20 protein-coding genes are annotated in these 16,499 nt (G+C 62.4%); 12 read left to right on the top strand and 8 right to left on the bottom strand.

All coding sequences use genetic code 11. From position 1 onward, the window contains the following. Positions 1 to 97 precede the first annotated feature (97 nt). From RLCC275e_RS01030 to RLCC275e_RS01015, 4 genes are all read left to right on the top strand, one after another. Complete coding sequence (locus RLCC275e_RS01030; RefSeq protein ID WP_003556284.1) at positions 98 to 1,021, top strand: sulfite exporter TauE/SafE family protein; 924 nt, start codon at positions 98 to 100, stop codon at positions 1,019 to 1,021. Continuing rightward, positions 1,021 to 1,821 (top strand): TIGR02186 family protein, encoded by an 801-nt coding sequence (locus RLCC275e_RS01025; protein ID WP_033181515.1) that lies wholly within the window; start codon positions 1,021 to 1,023, stop codon positions 1,819 to 1,821. The genes RLCC275e_RS01030 and RLCC275e_RS01025 overlap by 1 nt, the downstream gene beginning before the upstream one ends. Positions 1,822 to 2,041: 220 nt before the next feature. Continuing rightward, on the top strand, positions 2,042 to 2,599 hold the full coding sequence (locus RLCC275e_RS01020) for a dihydrofolate reductase family protein (RefSeq protein WP_033181794.1): 558 nt from the start codon (positions 2,042 to 2,044) through the stop codon (positions 2,597 to 2,599). Between the two features lie 149 nt (positions 2,600 to 2,748). Next, the gene (locus tag RLCC275e_RS01015; protein WP_003545252.1) at positions 2,749 to 3,330 is read left to right on the top strand and encodes a transglycosylase SLT domain-containing protein; all 582 of its coding nucleotides are present in this window, start codon (positions 2,749 to 2,751) and stop codon (positions 3,328 to 3,330) included. Positions 3,331 to 3,375: 45 nt separating this feature from the next. Here the strand turns inward: RLCC275e_RS01015 and pdeM are convergent, their stop codons facing one another. The 3 genes from pdeM to RLCC275e_RS01000 are packed head-to-tail and all read right to left on the bottom strand — an operon-like array spanning position 3,376 to position 7,347. Then, on the bottom strand, positions 3,376 to 4,101 hold the full coding sequence (gene pdeM, locus RLCC275e_RS01010; RefSeq protein WP_033181793.1) for a ligase-associated DNA damage response endonuclease PdeM: 726 nt from the start codon (positions 4,099 to 4,101) through the stop codon (positions 3,376 to 3,378). Positions 4,102 to 4,156: 55 nt separating this feature from the next. Then, positions 4,157 to 6,667: a ligase-associated DNA damage response DEXH box helicase gene (locus RLCC275e_RS01005; RefSeq protein ID WP_033181514.1), complete on the bottom strand. Its 2,511-nt coding sequence runs from the start codon at positions 6,665 to 6,667 to the stop codon at positions 4,157 to 4,159. Positions 6,668 to 6,714: 47 nt separating this feature from the next. After that, positions 6,715 to 7,347 carry a YitT family protein gene (locus RLCC275e_RS01000; protein WP_033181513.1) on the bottom strand — a complete coding sequence of 211 codons (633 nt, stop codon included), beginning with the start codon at positions 7,345 to 7,347 and terminating at the stop codon, positions 6,715 to 6,717. 132 nt (positions 7,348 to 7,479) lie between these two features. Between RLCC275e_RS01000 and RLCC275e_RS00995 the strand changes: the two genes are divergently transcribed. Together RLCC275e_RS00995 and RLCC275e_RS00990 are read left to right on the top strand one after the other, a co-directional pair. Then, positions 7,480 to 7,980 carry an RrF2 family transcriptional regulator gene (locus tag RLCC275e_RS00995; RefSeq protein WP_033181512.1) on the top strand — a complete coding sequence of 167 codons (501 nt, stop codon included), beginning with the start codon at positions 7,480 to 7,482 and terminating at the stop codon, positions 7,978 to 7,980. Positions 7,981 to 8,002: 22 nt separating this feature from the next. Next, entirely contained in the window at positions 8,003 to 8,464 is a 462-nt protein-coding gene (locus RLCC275e_RS00990) for a carboxymuconolactone decarboxylase family protein (protein WP_033181511.1), read from the top strand. A 61-nt stretch (positions 8,465 to 8,525) separates the two neighbouring features. Here RLCC275e_RS00990 and RLCC275e_RS00985 read toward each other — a convergent pair whose 3' ends face one another. The 3 genes from RLCC275e_RS00985 to RLCC275e_RS00975 form a co-directional block, all read right to left on the bottom strand. Then, entirely contained in the window at positions 8,526 to 8,693 is a 168-nt protein-coding gene (locus tag RLCC275e_RS00985; RefSeq protein WP_165402777.1) for a hypothetical protein, read from the bottom strand. Positions 8,694 to 8,846: 153 nt separating this feature from the next. After that, complete coding sequence (locus tag RLCC275e_RS00980) at positions 8,847 to 9,482, bottom strand: YitT family protein (RefSeq protein ID WP_012755954.1); 636 nt, start codon at positions 9,480 to 9,482, stop codon at positions 8,847 to 8,849. 211 nt (positions 9,483 to 9,693) lie between these two features. After that, positions 9,694 to 10,626, bottom strand: a complete 933-nt coding sequence (locus RLCC275e_RS00975; RefSeq protein WP_033181510.1) for a class I SAM-dependent DNA methyltransferase — start codon at positions 10,624 to 10,626, stop codon at positions 9,694 to 9,696. A 143-nt stretch (positions 10,627 to 10,769) separates the two neighbouring features. Here RLCC275e_RS00975 and RLCC275e_RS00970 point away from each other — a divergent pair, with 143 nt between their 5' ends. The 3 genes from RLCC275e_RS00970 (at position 10,770) to RLCC275e_RS00960 (ending at position 12,967) form a co-directional block, all read left to right on the top strand. Next, positions 10,770 to 11,036 carry a DUF6460 domain-containing protein gene (locus RLCC275e_RS00970; protein ID WP_003545236.1) on the top strand — a complete coding sequence of 89 codons (267 nt, stop codon included), beginning with the start codon at positions 10,770 to 10,772 and terminating at the stop codon, positions 11,034 to 11,036. A gap of 1 nt (position 11,037) precedes the next feature. Further along, positions 11,038 to 11,535, top strand: a complete 498-nt coding sequence (locus tag RLCC275e_RS00965; protein ID WP_033181509.1) for a CAP domain-containing protein — start codon at positions 11,038 to 11,040, stop codon at positions 11,533 to 11,535. Between the two features lie 85 nt (positions 11,536 to 11,620). After that, on the top strand, positions 11,621 to 12,967 hold the full coding sequence (locus RLCC275e_RS00960) for an MATE family efflux transporter (RefSeq protein WP_033181508.1): 1,347 nt from the start codon (positions 11,621 to 11,623) through the stop codon (positions 12,965 to 12,967). Here RLCC275e_RS00960 and RLCC275e_RS00955 read toward each other — a convergent pair. Together RLCC275e_RS00955 and RLCC275e_RS00950 are read right to left on the bottom strand one after the other, a co-directional pair. Continuing rightward, positions 12,943 to 14,031 carry a quinone-dependent dihydroorotate dehydrogenase gene (locus tag RLCC275e_RS00955; RefSeq protein ID WP_033181507.1) on the bottom strand — a complete coding sequence of 363 codons (1,089 nt, stop codon included), beginning with the start codon at positions 14,029 to 14,031 and terminating at the stop codon, positions 12,943 to 12,945. The genes RLCC275e_RS00960 and RLCC275e_RS00955 overlap by 25 nt on opposite strands. After that, a complete protein-coding gene (locus tag RLCC275e_RS00950; protein ID WP_003556252.1) occupies positions 14,028 to 14,381 on the bottom strand; it encodes a DUF952 domain-containing protein in 354 nt (117 codons plus the stop codon). Before RLCC275e_RS00950 ends, RLCC275e_RS00955 begins: the two co-directional genes overlap by 4 nt. A gap of 176 nt (positions 14,382 to 14,557) precedes the next feature. On the opposite strand from RLCC275e_RS00950, the gene RLCC275e_RS00945 reads away from it, so the two are divergent. The 3 genes from RLCC275e_RS00945 (at position 14,558) to RLCC275e_RS00935 (ending at position 16,495) form a co-directional block, all read left to right on the top strand. Next, positions 14,558 to 14,956 (top strand): hypothetical protein, encoded by a 399-nt coding sequence (locus tag RLCC275e_RS00945; protein WP_033181506.1) that lies wholly within the window; start codon positions 14,558 to 14,560, stop codon positions 14,954 to 14,956. A gap of 91 nt (positions 14,957 to 15,047) precedes the next feature. Then, complete coding sequence (locus tag RLCC275e_RS00940) at positions 15,048 to 15,695, top strand: response regulator (protein WP_003556248.1); 648 nt, start codon at positions 15,048 to 15,050, stop codon at positions 15,693 to 15,695. A 122-nt stretch (positions 15,696 to 15,817) separates the two neighbouring features. After that, complete coding sequence (locus RLCC275e_RS00935; protein WP_033181792.1) at positions 15,818 to 16,495, top strand: S24 family peptidase; 678 nt, start codon at positions 15,818 to 15,820, stop codon at positions 16,493 to 16,495. The last annotated feature ends 4 nt before the right edge of the window (positions 16,496 to 16,499 follow it).

The following is a 16,499-nucleotide window of genomic DNA, read 5'->3' as shown; positions in this document are numbered from 1 at the left end:
GAAAGCCTCTGGCAACGATTTCACAGTATGGTGCGCATTCGAACGGGGACGTGACAAGAAACCGCCCGGCAGGAGCGGTCATCATTCGGGGTCGGCTGTGACAATCTATCTGCCCATCGCAGAATTGTCGGTGAACATTTTCATCATTCTCGGCATGGGGGCGGCCGTCGGATTCCTGTCTGGAATGTTCGGCGTCGGCGGCGGCTTTCTCATCACCCCGCTATTGATCTTCTACAACATCCCCCCGGTTGTCGCCGTCGCGACCGGCGCCAACCAGGTTGTGGCGTCGTCGATATCGGGCGCGATCACGCATTTCCGCCGCGGCTCGCTCGACGTCAAGCTCGGCACGGTGCTGCTGGTCGGCGGTCTTACGGGTGCGACGGTCGGCATCTGGATCTTCTCGCTGCTGCGCGCCATCGGCCAGCTCGATCTGATCATCTCGCTGATGTATGTCGTCTTCCTCGGCACCGTCGGCGGACTGATGCTGCTCGAAAGCATCAATGCCATGCGGCGGGCAGCGCGCAACGAGCCGCCTGCACCGCGCAAGCCAGGCCACCAGCACTGGGTGCACAAGCTGCCGCTGAAGGTGCGTTTCAAGAAATCGAAGATCTATCTCAGCGTCATTCCAATCGTCGCACTCGGCTTTGCGATCGGCATCCTCACTTCGATCATGGGTGTCGGCGGCGGCTTCATCATGGTGCCGGCGATGATCTATCTGCTGCGCATCCCGACCAATGTCGTCGTCGGCACCTCGCTGTTCCAGATCATCTTCGTGACCGCCTATACGACGATCGTGCAGGCGGCGACGAACTTCTCCGTCGACATCGTGCTTGCCTTCATCCTGATGGTAGCGGGTGTCATCGGCGCGCAATACGGCGTGCGCGTCGGCCAAAAACTGCGCGGCGAACAGCTGCGCGCCCTGCTCGGCCTGCTGGTGCTCGCCGTCGGCGTGCGTCTTGCCATCGCTCTGGTGGTGACGCCGGCCGATGTCTATTCGGTGGTGATGGGAGCGGGCAATTGATGCGCCTGGCTGCCGCTGTCATCGCGTTGCTTTGCTTGCTGCCGGCCTCTGCCGGAGCCCAGTGGCTGCCGGGGCAGGCAACGGAGGCGGTGCGTGAAGGGTTGGAAATCGGCACGTCGACCAGCGAAATCGCCATCACCTCGGATTTCCACGGCGCGGATCTGACCATCTTCGGAGCGCTCTCGAACACCGACCAGCTGCTGCTCGCCGTCGGCCAATACGACGTGGTCGTGGTGTTGGAAGGCCCGCGCGAGGATGCGACGGTGCGCAAAAAGGAGCGCGTCTTCGGCATCTGGGTGAACACCCGCTCGATGACCTTCGAATCGGTGCCGCACTCCTATTCGATGTCGAGTTCGCGCATGATCGACGACATCGTGACGCCGCTTGACCTGACCGATCAGGGGATCGGCATCGACCACATTCCGCTAACGCCGGTGGGCTTCGTCGGCGATGGCAGCAATCTCGGCGAGTTCCGCGACGCCTTCCGGCGGCTGCAGCAGGGCGGCGGGCTCTACGACCGCAACCCGAGCGGCGTGCGGTTCGTTTCCTCCAATCTCTTCAAGGCGAGCCTGCGCCTGCCGGCAAACATTCCGAACGGGGTGCACAGCGTGCGCGCCTATCTGTTCAAGAGCGGCCTTTTCGTGACCGAGAAATCGCTGCCGCTGCGGGTCATCAAGACCGGCATCGAGCAGACGATCACCGATGCGGCGCATGATCAGCCGATCCTTTACGGCTTTGCGGCCGTGCTGCTCGCCGTGATCACCGGCTGGGGTGCCAGCTTGATCTTCCGCAAGGACTGACCTGCCGCAAGGCGCTCAAGCGGATTTCTTCCTGAAAATAGGCTCAGCAAGGCGCTGAGCGCGAAGGCCTGCGGCAGCTGCTGCTTGCTCGGATGTTTTGGCGGTAGCTTATCCATGCCCCAAAAACCGATTGCATTTTGCTATCAGTTAATCTAGTTTTCAACCAGTTGCTTAACGCAATCGGTTCTATCTTGGTTGGCAATTCAGAAAGAGGATGGAAATGAGGAAGCTTGTTGTCTGGAACCTGATGACGCTCGATGGTTATTTCGAAGGCACGAAGCCGTGGGATATCGACTTCCACAATCTCGCCTGGGGCCCGGAGTTGCAGCGCTATGCCGAACAGTTCGGGAAGGAAGGCAATCTGCTGGTCTTCGGCCGCAAAACCTATGAGGGCATGGCCTCCTACTGGCCGACCGCCGAGGGCGAAGGTGAGATCAAAGCCTATATGAACGGCATCGCCAAGATCGCCGTGTCGCGGACGATGACCGAGCCCGGCTGGAACAATGCCCGCGTCGTCAGCGATCCGATCCCCGAACTGACGAGGCTGAAGCAGGAGGACGGCAAGACGATCTTCATCTTCGGCAGCGCCGAGCTTGCCGACAGCCTGCTGAAAGCGGGGCTTATCGATGAAATCAGGGTTTGCCTGGTGCCGGTCATTCTCGGCGGCGGCAATCCGCTTTTCAAACAGGCAGAGGGCCAGGTGCCGCTGAAGCTCATCGAATCCTCGACGACGGAGGGCGGCGCGGTAATCCTGCGCTACGAACCCGTCAAGGCTTAGGGATTTTGATGTGCGATGCCGTCCCGATGGTCGGGCCAGGGTATCCATCCCTGGTCGCACAAGAGAGCAGCCTGGAAGTTCGCATTCGACTAAAAACCGGTTTTTAACATTTACGAGTTAGTAATCTCTCGGAAACGAGAGGTTTTGTCATGCGTACTCGTATCGTTCTGACGGCCGTGGGTCTCGCGCTGCTTGCCGGCTGCGCGACGGCGCCGAAGCAGACGAGGAACATCTGTGCCGTCTTCGACGAGCGCGACGGGCTCTTCTCCAGCTGGCAGAGTGCCGCCGAGCGGACGGAGAAGAAATATGGCGTGCCCGTGCCGATCCTGATGGCGACGATGTATACCGAATCCGGCTTCCAGCCCTATGCGCGGCCGCCGCGCACCAAGCTGTTTGGCTTCATTCCCTGGACCCGACCTTCGACGGCCTACGGCTATTCGCAGGCACTCGACGGGACCTGGGATCACTACCAGTCGCAGACGGGGAACTGGACCGCGCGGCGGGCGAACTTCGCCGACGCGATCGATTTCATCGGCTGGTATCACTACCAGAACAGCGTGGAGACCGGCATTCCGCTGAACGATGCCTATAATCTCTATCTCGCCTATTACTCCGGGCCGACGGGATACAAACGCGGCGACTGGCGCTCGAACGGGCAGTTGCAGCAGACGGCGCAGAAGTTTGCGCGGATGGCCGGGACGTATCAGCGGCAGCTGCAGGAGTGCGATTGAGGGTATTGAAGGGCGCCCGCGTAAGCCGTCCAAATATGAAGGGTACTACCCCCACAAATTCCCATACCTGACAGAATAAATCCGGTCCTTGCCGAGCAGATGCGCCACCAGCAAAGCCTTGTCGAACAGGCCCTTCATTGCCTGATGGCCGAGATCCAGGCCGCCGCTCATGAGGCCGAAGGCCGGCATCAGCAGGCGGGCGCCGTCGGTGGCGAAGCACGGGCGGCGGACGGATTTTTCACGCCGGCGGACAGTCGCCGACGGGTGCAGGTGGCCGGCGATTTCGCCGCTCTGCAAGCCGTTCTTCGGCTCGTGCCGAAAGGTCAGGCCGGCATAATGCATCTCGTCGGCGGATGTGCCCGGTAGATCGACGATGCCATCCGGATCATGGTTGCCATTGATCCAGATCCATTCGCGGCCGCGGGCCATATTGACGATCAGCGTGCGGAAATTCTCCGGCAGATGCTTCGAACCGATGCGGTCGTGGAAATTATCGCCGAGCGAGACGACGAGCTTCGGATCATAACGCGAGATGACGGCGGCAAGGACGGTCAGCGTCGCCAGCGTATCGTAAGGCGGCAGCATCATGCCGCGACGGGCGAAGGCTGCGCCCTTTTCCAGATGCAGGTCGGAAACGACGAGCAAGCCGGCATCGGGCAGATAGAGGGCGCCGAGCGGATCGCAGACGGCGGCAATGCCATGGACCGATGTCTCGATGCCCGGCATCACGGCCAGTCCTGATATGTCGCGCGCCAGCGCCAGGCGGTTCATCACGGTCGTCATTCCTAAATCGTCAGGCCCTAATTCTCATCAGGTCCAATTCTCGTCAAGCGAGCGCTTCGGCGATCAGATCGTCCGCCGCTTCGGCCAGGAGCGCGTCATGGGCCTCACCCGGCACCGCCTCGCGTCCGATTTCCAGCATCACCGGCACGGCGAGCGGGGAAATATGATCGAGAGCGCGGTGGGTGATGTGGCCCCTGATTCGTCTCAGCATATCGCCAAGACGGCCAATATCCAAAAGTCCCGTCGCCGCATCCTGCCGCGTCGCCTGCAGGAGGATGTGATCCGGTTCGTGGCTGCGCAACACGTCGTAGATCAGATCGGCCGAGACGGTGATCTGGCGGCCGCTCTTTTCCTTGCCCGGATGGCGGCGCTCGATCAAGCCGGCAATCACGGCGCAATTGCGGAAGGTGCGCTTCAACAGGAAGGATTCGTCGAGCCATGCTTCGAGATCGTCGCCGAGCATGTCTTCGTCGAAGAGGTCGGAGAGGCTGAGCCGGCCATTGCCGATCATCAGGCCCATATCCTCGAGGCCCCAGACGGCCAACGAATAATCGGTGGCGACGAAACCGAGGGGCTTGGCGCCTATCCGCTCCAGCCGGCGGGTCAGCAGCATGCCGAGCGTCTGGTGGGCGAGACGGCCTTCGAAGGGATAGGCGACCATATAACCGCGGCTGCCGCGCGGAAAAGTTTCGATCAGGAACTCGTCGCGCCTCGGCAGCATCGACTTGTCGTTCTGCAGCGACAGCCAGTCGCGCACCTGATCCGGCAGGCGGCGCCAGCGATCGGGATCGGCGATCATCGCCCGCACCTGCTCGGCGAGATAGGTCGACAGCGGAAACTTGCCGCCATTATAGGAGGGGATCTTCGGATCGAGCGAAAAGGCCTGCGACGCCAGGCACTCATTTTCGCGGATGCCCTCGAAGCGCAGCACCTTGCCGGAGAAGACGAAGGTATCGCCCGGCGACAATTGCTCGAGGAAATATTCCTCGACCTTCCCCAAGGTAGCGCCGCCGCGACCGATCCTGCCGCCCTCGCCGCGCTTGACCATGCGGATATTCAGCATCGGGCTTTCGACGATGGTGCCGAGGTTGAGGCGATATTGCTGGGCGACCGCCGGATTGGAGACGCGCCAACGGCCCTCCTTGGTCTTGCGGATGCGGGCGTAACGCTCATAGGTCCGCAACGCATAACCGCCGGTCGCGACGAAATCGACGATACGCTCGAAGGTTTCCCAGCTCAGATCGGCATAGGGCGAGGCGCTGATGATTTCATCGTAGAGTTCCAGCAGGTCGAAAGGTTCGGCGCAGGCCATGCCGAGCACATGCTGGGCGAGCACGTCGAGCGCGCCGCGCCCGACCGGCGGAGTGTCCTGTGCGCCGATATAATTGGCGTCGAGGGCGGCCTGGCACTCCATGACCTCGAAACGGTTGGCAGGCACGAGGATCGCCTTCGAGGGCTCGTCCATGCGGTGGTTGGCGCGGCCGATGCGCTGGGCAAGGCGCGAGGCGCCCTTCGGCGCGCCGACATGGATGACGAGATCGACATCGCCCCAGTCGATGCCGAGATCGAGGGTGGAGGTGGCAACGACGGCGCGCAGCCGGTTTTCGGCCATCGCCGCCTCGACCTTGCGGCGCTGGCCGACGTCGAGCGAGCCGTGGTGGAGTGCGATCGGCAGGTTGTCGTCATTGATCGTCCAGAGCGCCTGGAAAAGCATTTCGGCCTGGCTGCGGGTGTTGACGAAAAGCAGCGTCGTGCGATGTTCAACGAGCTTGTTGTAGACATCGGGAATGGCATATCGGGCGGAATGGCCGGCCCAGGGAATGCGCTCCTCGGTCGACAGGATCGAGATATCGGGTTTGGCGCCGCCTTCGACGACAACGAGGCCGGCATGATGTTCGCTACCCTCTTGCTGGCCGACCAGCCATTTCTGCAGATCCATGGGTTCGGCGACGGTGGCCGACAGGCCGATGGTCTTGAGGCCGGGGGCAAGGCGGCGGAGACGCGCTAGGCCGAGCGAAAGCATATGGCCGCGCTTGGAGGTGACCAGCGAATGCAGCTCGTCGAGGACGATATATTTCAGGTCCTTGAAGAAGCGCTCGGCCTCCCGGTTTGCCAGCAGCAGGGCGACCTGTTCGGGCGTCGTCAGCAGAATATCCGGCGGGTTGAGCTTCTGGCGCTGGCGCTTGGCGTTCGGCGTGTCGCCGGTGCGGTTTTCGACGGTGACAGGCAGGCCCATCTCCTCGACCGGCTTCATCAGGTTGCGCTCGATGTCGATGGCAAGCGCCTTCAGTGGCGAGACATAGAGGGTGTGGATGCCGGTGAAGGCGGAGCCCGGCGGGATCTTGCCACGGCGGGTGAGATCGGTGAGCGAGGGCAGGAAACCGGCGAGCGTCTTGCCGGCGCCGGTCGGGGCGATCAGCAGCGTGCTTTCGCCGGCCTCGGCGCGGGCGAGCAGTTCCAGCTGATGGGCGCGCGGGCGCCAGCCCTTTTCCGCAAACCAGCGGGTAAAGGCGGCAGGAAGCAGGGTACGGGCTTCGGAATCGATCTGGTCCACGCCTGGAAGGTAGTGAAATGCCGGGGAAAAAGAAGAGCCGCGAGCCTTCACATGGCGATATAGCGGTCCTTGCGGTGGTTGATGGCAATCGTGAGGTTGAGAACGATCGCACCGAGCACCGAGCAGGCGATGATGAAGGGGCTTGCGACGAAGAAGGAGAGCGCCAGGATGATGCCGTCGAAGCCGAGCTGGACGAAGCCGGCGCGCCAGCCGAAGCGATCCTGGATATAGAGGGCGAGAATGCCGATGCCGCCGAGGCTGGCGCGGTGGCGGAAGAGCGCCAGCATGCCAGCGCCGATGACGAGGCCGCCGAAGAGCGCACCGGCGATGGGATCGACATGCGCCATGCTGATGAAGCCCGGGACGAATTCCGACAGGACCGAGGTCAGCGCGATGGCCGCGAAGGTCTTGATGGTGAAGGCGAGGCCCAAGCGGCGGAAGGCGAGATAATGGAAGGGCAAGTTCACGACAAAGAAGCAGAGGCCGAAGCTGAAGCCCGTCGCATAATGGGCGAGGAAGGCAAGGCCCGCCGTGCCGCCGGCAAGCAGCCCGGCGCTGGAGAGAAGCGTTACGCCGAGCACGGCGAGCATGCTGCCGGCGACGATGCCCTGGGCGTCGTCGAAGAGCGAATGACGGTCGGCGCTGGAATTCAGAATGCCTGCGAAAGCGTTGGATGCCATGATGTTCCCCTGTCGGCGTTTCCGTCTTCTATCCGGGGTCAGGATAAAGGCAAGTGGCAGCAGCGAGGACACCTCTTGACAGCTAGCTTAATCATGGATATTTTTTATCCATGAATTGAGGAGGCCACTTGGATGAAGATGGGCGATGGGGTCGAGCAGGCCATTCACAGCGTTGCGATGCTTTCCGGCCTCTCCGAAGGCGGCGTGCTGTCGGCGGCCGCGCTGGCGGAATTCCACGGCGTCTCGACGAGCTATCTGCTGAAGCATCTGCAGGCGCTGTCGGGCGCCGGCATCCTCGATACCGTGCCGGGGCCGAAGGGCGGATATCGGCTGGCAAAAGCGCCGAAGGAGATTTCGTTGCTCGACATCGTGCTCGCGGTCGAGGGGTCTGCGCCGGCGTTCCGCTGCGCCGAAATCCGCCAGCGCGGACCGAACCCGGTCTCCGATCGCTTGTTCGCCCAGCCCTGCACCATCAACGCGGCGATGCTGAAGGCCGAACGGGTCTATCGCGCCGAACTCGCCAAGACGAGCCTAGCCGATATCGGCATCGAACTTGCCACCGTCGACGACGGATCGATCGCAGCTAGAGGCTGCGCCTTCCTTGAAATCCATGAACGCAAGACGGCTCGTTGAGCCATAACACAGGAGAAAGAGCATGCAACCGCGTTTCAACTTCGCCAAAGCCGCTCCCGATGCCTACAAGGCAGTCGCCGCGCTCGAGCAATATGTCCAGTCCTCCGGGCTGGAGCGCCGCTTCATCCACCTGATCAAGCTGCGCGCCTCGCAGATCAATGGCTGCGCCTATTGCGTCGACATGCATGTGAAGGAAGCCCGCCATGATGGGCTCTCCGAACAATGGATCAACCTGATGTGCGTCTGGCGGGAATCGCCGGTCTATGACGGCCGCGAACGGGCGCTGCTCGGCTGGGTGGATTCGGTGACCAATATCGCCAAAACAGGCGCGCCTGATGCCGACTACGAGACGCTGAAGGCACATTTTTCAGAAGAAGAGATGACGAAGATCACGGTGGCGATCGGCGCCATCAACATCTGGAACCGGCTTGCCGTCGGCTTCCGCTCGCAGCATCCGATTGATGCGGCAGCGAAGGCCGCCTGAGATATCTGCTGAGAGGAAAACATCCGTGCAACCGACCCGAAAATCTCGGGTCGGTCGAATATCACTCGTGATCCCGAGTGGCCTGTACGGCAACGGCGTCAAACCGATTGCCCGAGAGGTCGATGCTGTTGAATAGGTCTCGGACGACTTTCGCAATTTCTTCCGCGGAAGCGCCCTTGGCATATTCTTCCTGCATACGGCGTCTGACAAGTTTTTCCAAATCTGACATAGCTCACCTCATCAAATCCGGCGCGAGATGAGTTTCGCGCCAAGGCCGATCACAGGCAAGTTACGTTTTATTTAGAATGGCTTACCGATTGGTAATGTTAGAGCATGTCGCGCAAAAGTGTGCGGCGGTTTTGCGATAACGTCATGCATAAAACTAAAGCGCAATGTAGCGATCAGCGCGGTGATTGATGGCGACGAAGAGGTTGAGGACGACGGCGCCGAGCACCGAATAGAAGACGACGGGCGGCGTGGTGACGAAGAAGGCGGCGGCGAGCACGCACATGTCGATGGCGAGCTGGACGAGGCCGGCGCGGATGCCGAACCGCTCCTGCAGGTAGATACCGAGAATGCCGACACCGCCGAGGCTGGCGCGGTGGCGATAGAGCGCCAGCAGGCCGAAGCCGAGCAGCAGGCCGCCGAGAAGGGCCGCCCAGGCTGGATGGATGCTCGAAATGGACAGGAAGCGCGACTGCACGTCGGCAATCACCGAGGTCAGGCCGATGGCGATGAAGGTCTTGATGGTGAAGGCCATGCCGAGGCGCTTCCAGGAGAGATAGAAGAACGGCAGGTTGAGCAGGAAGAAGGCAAGCCCGAAATTGACGCCGAAGGCATAATGCAGGAGGAAAGCGACGCCGGCCGTGCTGCCAGTGAGAAGGCCGGCGCTGGCGAGCACGTAGAGGCCGAGAGCGGCAACGAGGCTGCCGGAGAATATGCCCTGCACGTCTTCGATCGGCGTGTGGCGCGTCGCAGTCGTATTCCAGAAGCCAAGGGCATTGATGAGCTGTGTCATGTCGCCAGTCTCCACGGCAGACGAGTTCAAGAACGCGCTTGGGAAGACCCGGGCGCGACGGAATTTTGGATCATGAAAGGAGCCCGAGCGCCTCGGCGTAATATTGCCGGGCTCTCTGCCGATGCGGTGCAGTATCGGGTTTTTCGGTCTTCCGATCAAGCGAAATAGGTAAGCAATGCTGACCTATTAAAAAATCGCAAGAAATGTTCGCTCAGGCGGGCTTGCGCGTAAGGAACAGAATGCCGGAAACCGGTTTTCCGCCATCTTTGCGAATGACCGATTTGACGATCTTGAGGATCTCCAGCCCGTGACGGGCAAGAAGCATCCTGACATAGCTTTCCGAATGGGCGTAACGCAGCGACGGGGCGAGGTGAAAGCCGTCGCCCTCCCCCGCATCCTCGACGGAAAAGGCGATATCGGCGCCTGATGCAGCGAGCTCTCCGACGATGGCAAAGACACTCTCGAGATTGCCGAGATACATCAGCACATCGGCTGCCGTCACCAGGTCAGCGCGATGGCGCGCGGCATCGGCAAAGACGCCGGAGAGATCGGGCGCGAGCGAGAGATCGGCCTGGGCGAGACTGTCATAGACGTGTTTCTCGGCGGCTTTTGCCAGCATGTTCTGCGAGAGATCGAAGCCTTCGAGGTGGTCGACATTGGCCCGGATCTCCGGGCCGAGCAGGCCGGTGCCGCAGCCGAGATCGACGGCGCGTTGGTAGCGCCTGCCGGTGGAGGCGATGAGCGCTGCCAGTTTCTGCGGGACGCTGTAGTCGAGCTTTTCGACAAGCGCTGATTCGAAACGGTCGGCATAGTCGTCGAAGAGGCGCTCGACATAGCGGCTCGGCGGCAGGTCGGGCGTGGCCGCGTCGCCGAGAAGGGTGAGCTTGAGGGCGGCGCCGAAAATGTCATCGGAACCGAGAGCAAGCGTCCTGCGATAGGCCTCGATCGCGGCCTCGCCCCTGCCCGCCTTTTCCAGATAGGTGGCAAGGCGATACCAGCCGGCGGCCCAGGCAGGCACAAGCTCGAGGGCCTGTTCCATCAGCTCGGCAGCCGCTTCCGGCTCGCCGCCTTCTTCGAGCATCCTGGCATAATCGGCGCGGCGGTCGGCGATGACATCGCCTGAGGAAAGCTGGTGAGGCTGCATGAAAGGACCTGTTGGTTGGCCCGCATTTGGCGGTGGCCACAAAAAAACTCAAGTCCTATTTCAGAGGCGAAGCGGCCAATTCCGGAAAGGGCTTGCGGGCGCCGCGCCGCAACCTTATTCCAAGGGCAAACAGGAGATGGCTTATGTCCGATCAGGCGAACAGGTTCCTCGGCGATTCAATCGGCCGCACATTGATAAAGCTTATCGTGGTGTCGCTGATCGTCGGTTTCGTCATGACCGTCTTCGGCCTGACGCCGTGGGGCATCATCTACGGCATACGTGATTTCATCCTGGAGATCTGGTACCGCGGCTTCTCGGCGCTTGGGCGCGTCGGCGACTATCTCCTCCTCGGTGCGACGATCGTCATCCCGCTCTTCATCATCCTTCGTCTTTTCAGCTACCGCCGGTAACATGACATCCATCGATCTTTCCAGGCGCGGCCTGCTGCGCCTTTCCGGACTTGCGCTTGCCGCCGGCATCGCCGGCTGCACCACGACCCCGCGGATGGCCGGCACGCCGTCGGACGGCGAGGACGAGACGGCGAGCGTGCTGCCGCTTGTCAACCAGCTCAGGGCCAAAAACGGCCTGCCGCCACTTACCATCGATCCGGCGGCGAGTACTGCCGCCTTGTTCCAGGCAAAACGCATGGCGAGTGCGGGCAAAATGGCGCATCTGATGGGCATGACCGACAGTTTCGGCGCGCGCGTCAAGGCGAGCGGCGTCCGGTTGCCGGCGGCCGAAAACATCGCGTCGGGCCAGCAGAGCGTCGATGCCGTGGTGACGGCCTGGATCAACTCGCCGCATCACCTGGAAAACATGCTCGGACGTTATGGCGGCCTTGGCGTCGCCGTCGCCCACAATACATCTTCCAGGAACCTGCCTTATTGGGCCATGGTGCTTTCCAGCTGAGGTGATTCCGCCTGCAGCAGTTCAAGTGATGCAGCGTCGGTTGCGCGTCTGAAACGACGCGTCGTGCCGTCGCGACGAGGCCGGCATGGATACACGCAGCAATCGCAACGCGCTCGCATTCGACGTGACGCACCGGATGGTGCTGTCGATCGCCCTTCCGATGACGCTCGGCTTCATGACGACGCCGCTGCTCGGGCTGACGAACACCGCCGTCGTCGGCCGCATGGGCAATGCGGAGGCGCTGGCCGGGCTGGCGATCGGCGCGATGCTGTTCGATCTGATCCTCGGCAGCTTCAACTTCCTGCGCGCTTCGACAACCGGGCTGACGGCGCAGGCCTATGGCCGTCATGACCAGCACGAGCAGCAGGCGGTCTTTTCCCGGGCGATGATTTCGGCGCTCGGCTGCGGACTGGCGCTGCTCTGTCTTTCACCGCTGCTAATCACCGGTGGGCTGAGGCTGATGGGGGCGGAAGGAGCGATCGCCGAGGCAACCAGCACCTATTTCTCGATCCGTATGCTGGCCGCACCCGCAGCGCTGGCGAATTATGCCATCCTCGGCTTCGTGCTCGGGCGCGGACAGGGCAAGATCGGACTGCTGCTGCAGGCGATCATCAACGGCATCAACATCCTGCTTTCCATCTATCTCGGCCTGACGCTCAATTGGGGCGTGGCGGGGGTCGCCTGGGGGACCATGGCCGGCGAAAGCGTCGGCGCGCTCGCCGGGCTTTTCATCGTGCTCAGCGGCTTCGGCAAGGCAGCGCGACCGGCATGGTCCGAGGTCTTTTCCCGGCACCGGCTGGCCGAGCTTTTTGCGCTCAACCGCGACATCCTGATCCGCACCTTCGTGCTGATCGGCGCCTTCACCATCATGACGCGGATCGGCACCAGCTTCGGCGCGGTGACGCTTGCCGCCAATGCCGTGGTGATGAATTTTTTCCTACTATCAGGCTATTACCTCGACGGGCTTGCCAATGCCGCCGAACAGATCATCGGCCGGGCGATCGGCGCGCATTACCGGCCGGCCTTCGACCGCGGGCTGAAGCTCACGACCTTGTGGTCCTTCGGACTGGCGGCGCTCGGCTCCGCCGTCTTCTTCCTCGCCGGCCCCTGGCTGATCTCGGTGCTGACGACCTCACCCGATGTGCGGCAGGCGGCCGAAACCTATCTGCCCTGGGCGGCGGTCACCGGAATGACCGGCGCGCTCGCCTTCGTGATGGACGGGGTCTTCATCGGCGCCACATGGTCGGCCGACATGCGCAACCGGATGCTGATATCTTTTGCCGGCTATCTCCTCATGCTCGCGGTCTTCGTGCCGCTCTTCGGCAATCACGGCCTGTGGCTAGCGATGAACGCCTTCCTGCTCTTTCGCGGTTTCTTCCTGGCGATGCTGGTGCGGTCGCGGGCCGATCAGACCTTCCGCGCGGCCCAGTAATCGACCCTGCTATCGCGCAGCTCGCGGATCGGGCCGGCCTTTTCGCGGTCCAGCAGTTTCGACAGGCCGCGGACGATATCGCCGGCCAGACCAGGCCCCTCGTAGATCATGCAGGAATAGAGCTGGACGAGATCGGCACCCGCCCTGATCTTTTCCAGCGCGGTCTCGGCCGAGGAGACGCCACCGACGCCGATGATCGGCAGATCAGGGCCGACGCGCTTGCGCATCCTGGCGAGCACCGCCGTCGACTTTTCGAAAAGCGGCACGCCGGAAAGGCCACCCGCCTCCTTCGCCTGGCGCTGGTCCTTAAGGCCGTCGCGCGACAGCGTGGTGTTGGAGACGATCAGCCCGTCGAGCGCATGCGAAAGCGCCTCGGCTGCGATATCGTCCATGCCTTCCTCGGTCAGATCAGGGGCGATCTTCAGAAAGACCGGGATCTTCCGGCCGGATGCCGCCGCCATCTCGTCGCGCGCCGCAAGCACTGATGACAGCAGAACCGCAAGGCTTTCGCGCCCCTGCAGGTCGCGCAGGCCAGGCGTGTTCGGCGAGGAGATGTTGGCGGTGAAATAGCGCGCGACCGAATAGAAGCGGCGGATGCCGGCCACATAATCGGCGATGCGATCCTCGCTATCCTTGTTGGCGCCGATATTGACGCCGATCATGCCACCGCCCCTCAGCGCGGCGAGGCGCCCGAAAGCGGCATCATGGCCTTCATTGTTGAAGCCGAGGCGGTTGATGACGGCTTCATCCTCGACCAGGCGGAAGATGCGCGGGCGCGGATTGCCGGATTGCGGCTTCGGCGTCACCGTACCGATCTCGGTAAAGCCGAAACCGAGCTTCAGCAGCGCCTCCGGCACCTCGGCATTCTTGTCGTAGCCGGCGGCCATGCCGAGCGGATTTTCGAAGGTAAGGCCGGCAACGGTCTGGCGCAGGCGCGGATCGGACGTGATCTGGCAGGCCGGCACGAGGCCGGATTTCAAGGCGGCGATCGACATGCCGTGCGCCGTTTCCGGATCGAACAGGAAGAGACCCTTGCGGGCGAGACGCTTGAAGGGATCGATCATGGCTGCAGCTCCGGGAAGACATGGGCGCCGGCTTCGTCGAGCGGCAGCAGCACCTCCCAGAGCACGGCCGCAAGCGGCAGATCGGCGTAGAGGTGCGGGAAGAGATCGCCGCCGCGCGAGGGCTCGAAGACCAGCTTGTCACCGAAGCCGCGGCCATCGACGGCAACCAGGAGCAGGCCGGACTGGCCGGCAAAGTGCAGGGCAGCGGTCTGCTTTACCTGGCCTGCCGTCGACAAATGGATGAAGCCATCCTTGAGATCGATGCCGGCGCCATGAAAAGTGCCGGTTTGTCTGGCTTGCTGCCAGAGTGTTTCCGTCACGATCTTGTAAAGGGTCGGTGTCAGGGTCATCATGGCCTCACGATGGGCTGTTCCTTGGTCACGAGGGCTTTGCCGGAAAGAGGCGGCGATGTCCACGCCCCGGCGCCGAAAAACGGGACAGCTGGAACAGAATTAGAGCATGATGTCGTCCGAAAACCGCGCACACTTTTCGGCATCATGCTCCTGAAAATCCGGAGGATGAGACGATGAAGGCATTCGTTATCACGCTTGGCGTTTTTTTCATGCCGTTGGCGGCCGCGGCGGCCGAAGCCGATGCCGGACGCTTCCAGCTGGAGAAGAGCGGCGATCATTTCATCCGGCTCGACCGGCAGACCGGCGCGATGTCGATCTGCCAGGACAAGGATGGCGCCCTCGTCTGCCGGATGGCGGCCGACGAGCGGGCGGCCTATGAGGACGAACTCGACCGGCTGGCAAAGCGGGTGACGGCTCTCGAACAGGGCAATGTCGCCCAGCGCGCGCTGCCGAGCGATGCCGAGGTCGACCGTTCGATCAGCATCATGGAGCGGATGATGAAGAGTTTCATGGGGATGGTGAAGGAGTTCCAGGCTGAGGAAAACACCAATCCCCTTCCGCAGAAGACATGATCTGATATAGTCCATACGAGCAAGCTGGCATGAAACGCGGAGGGATGGCGTCACATGCAGGCATGATCGGGCTCTTGGGAGGGAGTTTTCGATGCACGAACACACCATCATCATTGCGGATGATCATCCGCTTTTCCGCGACGCGCTGCGCCAGGCAGTGATCGGTATGGAAGGCCGGCAATCGATCGTCGAGGCTGGCGATTTCGCTGCCGCGCGCCGGGTCGCCGGCGCCCATGCGGATGCCGACCTGATGCTGCTCGATCTCGCCATGCCCGGGGTCAGCGGCTTTTCCGGCCTGATGGCGCTGCGCTCCGAATTCGCCAGCCTGCCGATCGTCATCGTCTCGGCAACCGACGATGCGACGACCATCCGCCGGGCGCTGGAGCTCGGCGCTTCCGGCTTCATTTCGAAATCCTCCGGCATCGAGGATATTCGCCGCAGCATCCAGACCGTGCTTGCCGGCGACATCGCCACGCCGGAAAGCTATCGCGACGGGCAGGAGCAGGATCCCGATGTCGCCGACCTGATCCACCGTCTGCATACGCTGACGCCGCAGCAGAGCCGGGTGCTGACCATGCTTGGCGAAGGGCTGCTGAACAAGCAGATCGCCTATGAACTCGGCGTCTCCGAGGCGACGATCAAGGCGCATGTCTCGGCGATCCTGTTGAAACTGGACGTCGACAGCCGGACGCAGGCGGTCATCCAGCTCGGCAAGATCAACATGGCGATGGTCGCCTGAGCGATACATTTCCCTTTGGAAACAGGATTTTATTCCTCTTTCATCTTTACTCAGACGGCACGGTCGATTAATATTCGACATGGTTGAAGCGCGGCGTTGAATGCCGCGACGGAATCGCGCGCATGCTGTCACACAACCAGATCTGGGAAGCGCTCGACAGGCTTGCCGAACGGCACGAGCTGACGCCATCCGGACTTGCGCGCCGCGCCGGCCTCGACCCGACCTCCTTCAACAAATCGAAACGGCTTTCCGCCGATGGGCGGCTGCGCTGGCCCTCGACGGAGTCGATCGCCAAGGTGCTCGACGCCACAGGGGCGAGCATGGATCAGTTTCTGGCTTTCATGCGGCCGGACGCCGGTCTTTCCAAGCAGCCGGCCGGGCAGCAGGAAAACGTGTTTCCGCCACAAGGCAGCTCCATTCCGCTGCTCGGCTTCGCCCAGGCGGGCGCTGGCGGCTTCTTCGACGATGGCGGCTTTCCGGCTGGCCAGGGCTGGGACGTGGTGGAATTTCCGGCTGCCCCGTCGCAAAAGGCCGGTGTCTATGCGCTGGAGGTGCAGGGCGAGAGTATGATGCCGCTTTATCGCGACGGCGACGTGCTGATCGTCGAGCCGGGGGCGCAGGTGCGCCGCAACGACCGTGTCGTCGTGCGCACAAACGAGGGCGAGGTGATGGCCAAGGTGCTGCTGCGCCAGAGCCCGCGATCGATCGAGCTGCTGTCGCTCAATCCCGAACATCCCAACCGCACCCTCGAGCTTTCCGACGTCGACTGGATCGCCCGCATCATCTGGGCCAGCCAATAGGAAG

This window comes from Rhizobium brockwellii (assembly GCF_000769405.2).
Taxonomy (GTDB): domain Bacteria; phylum Pseudomonadota; class Alphaproteobacteria; order Rhizobiales; family Rhizobiaceae; genus Rhizobium; species Rhizobium brockwellii.
Note: the sequence above shows the minus strand (reverse complement) of the source record. Positions and strands in the feature narration are given on the sequence as shown.

Coding starts and splice junctions, on each gene's coding strand:
- RLCC275e_RS01025 (WP_033181515.1), top strand. CDS start 1,021: ATGCGCCTGGCTGCCGCTGTCATCGCGTTGCTTTGCTTGCTGCCGGCC.
- RLCC275e_RS01020 (WP_033181794.1), top strand. CDS start 2,042: ATGAGGAAGCTTGTTGTCTGGAACCTGATGACGCTCGATGGTTATTTC.
- RLCC275e_RS01015 (WP_003545252.1), top strand. CDS start 2,749: ATGCGTACTCGTATCGTTCTGACGGCCGTGGGTCTCGCGCTGCTTGCC.
- pdeM (WP_033181793.1), bottom strand. CDS start 4,101: ATGAACCGCCTGGCGCTGGCGCGCGACATATCAGGACTGGCCGTGATG.
- RLCC275e_RS01000 (WP_033181513.1), bottom strand. CDS start 7,347: ATGGCATCCAACGCTTTCGCAGGCATTCTGAATTCCAGCGCCGACCGT.
- RLCC275e_RS00995 (WP_033181512.1), top strand. CDS start 7,480: ATGAAGATGGGCGATGGGGTCGAGCAGGCCATTCACAGCGTTGCGATG.
- RLCC275e_RS00990 (WP_033181511.1), top strand. CDS start 8,003: ATGCAACCGCGTTTCAACTTCGCCAAAGCCGCTCCCGATGCCTACAAG.
- RLCC275e_RS00985 (WP_165402777.1), bottom strand. CDS start 8,693: ATGTCAGATTTGGAAAAACTTGTCAGACGCCGTATGCAGGAAGAATAT.
- RLCC275e_RS00980 (WP_012755954.1), bottom strand. CDS start 9,482: ATGACACAGCTCATCAATGCCCTTGGCTTCTGGAATACGACTGCGACG.
- RLCC275e_RS00975 (WP_033181510.1), bottom strand. CDS start 10,626: ATGCAGCCTCACCAGCTTTCCTCAGGCGATGTCATCGCCGACCGCCGC.
- RLCC275e_RS00970 (WP_003545236.1), top strand. CDS start 10,770: ATGTCCGATCAGGCGAACAGGTTCCTCGGCGATTCAATCGGCCGCACA.
- RLCC275e_RS00965 (WP_033181509.1), top strand. CDS start 11,038: ATGACATCCATCGATCTTTCCAGGCGCGGCCTGCTGCGCCTTTCCGGA.
- RLCC275e_RS00960 (WP_033181508.1), top strand. CDS start 11,621: ATGGATACACGCAGCAATCGCAACGCGCTCGCATTCGACGTGACGCAC.
- RLCC275e_RS00955 (WP_033181507.1), bottom strand. CDS start 14,031: ATGATCGATCCCTTCAAGCGTCTCGCCCGCAAGGGTCTCTTCCTGTTC.
- RLCC275e_RS00950 (WP_003556252.1), bottom strand. CDS start 14,381: ATGACCCTGACACCGACCCTTTACAAGATCGTGACGGAAACACTCTGG.
- RLCC275e_RS00945 (WP_033181506.1), top strand. CDS start 14,558: ATGAAGGCATTCGTTATCACGCTTGGCGTTTTTTTCATGCCGTTGGCG.
- RLCC275e_RS00940 (WP_003556248.1), top strand. CDS start 15,048: ATGCACGAACACACCATCATCATTGCGGATGATCATCCGCTTTTCCGC.
- RLCC275e_RS00935 (WP_033181792.1), top strand. CDS start 15,818: ATGCTGTCACACAACCAGATCTGGGAAGCGCTCGACAGGCTTGCCGAA.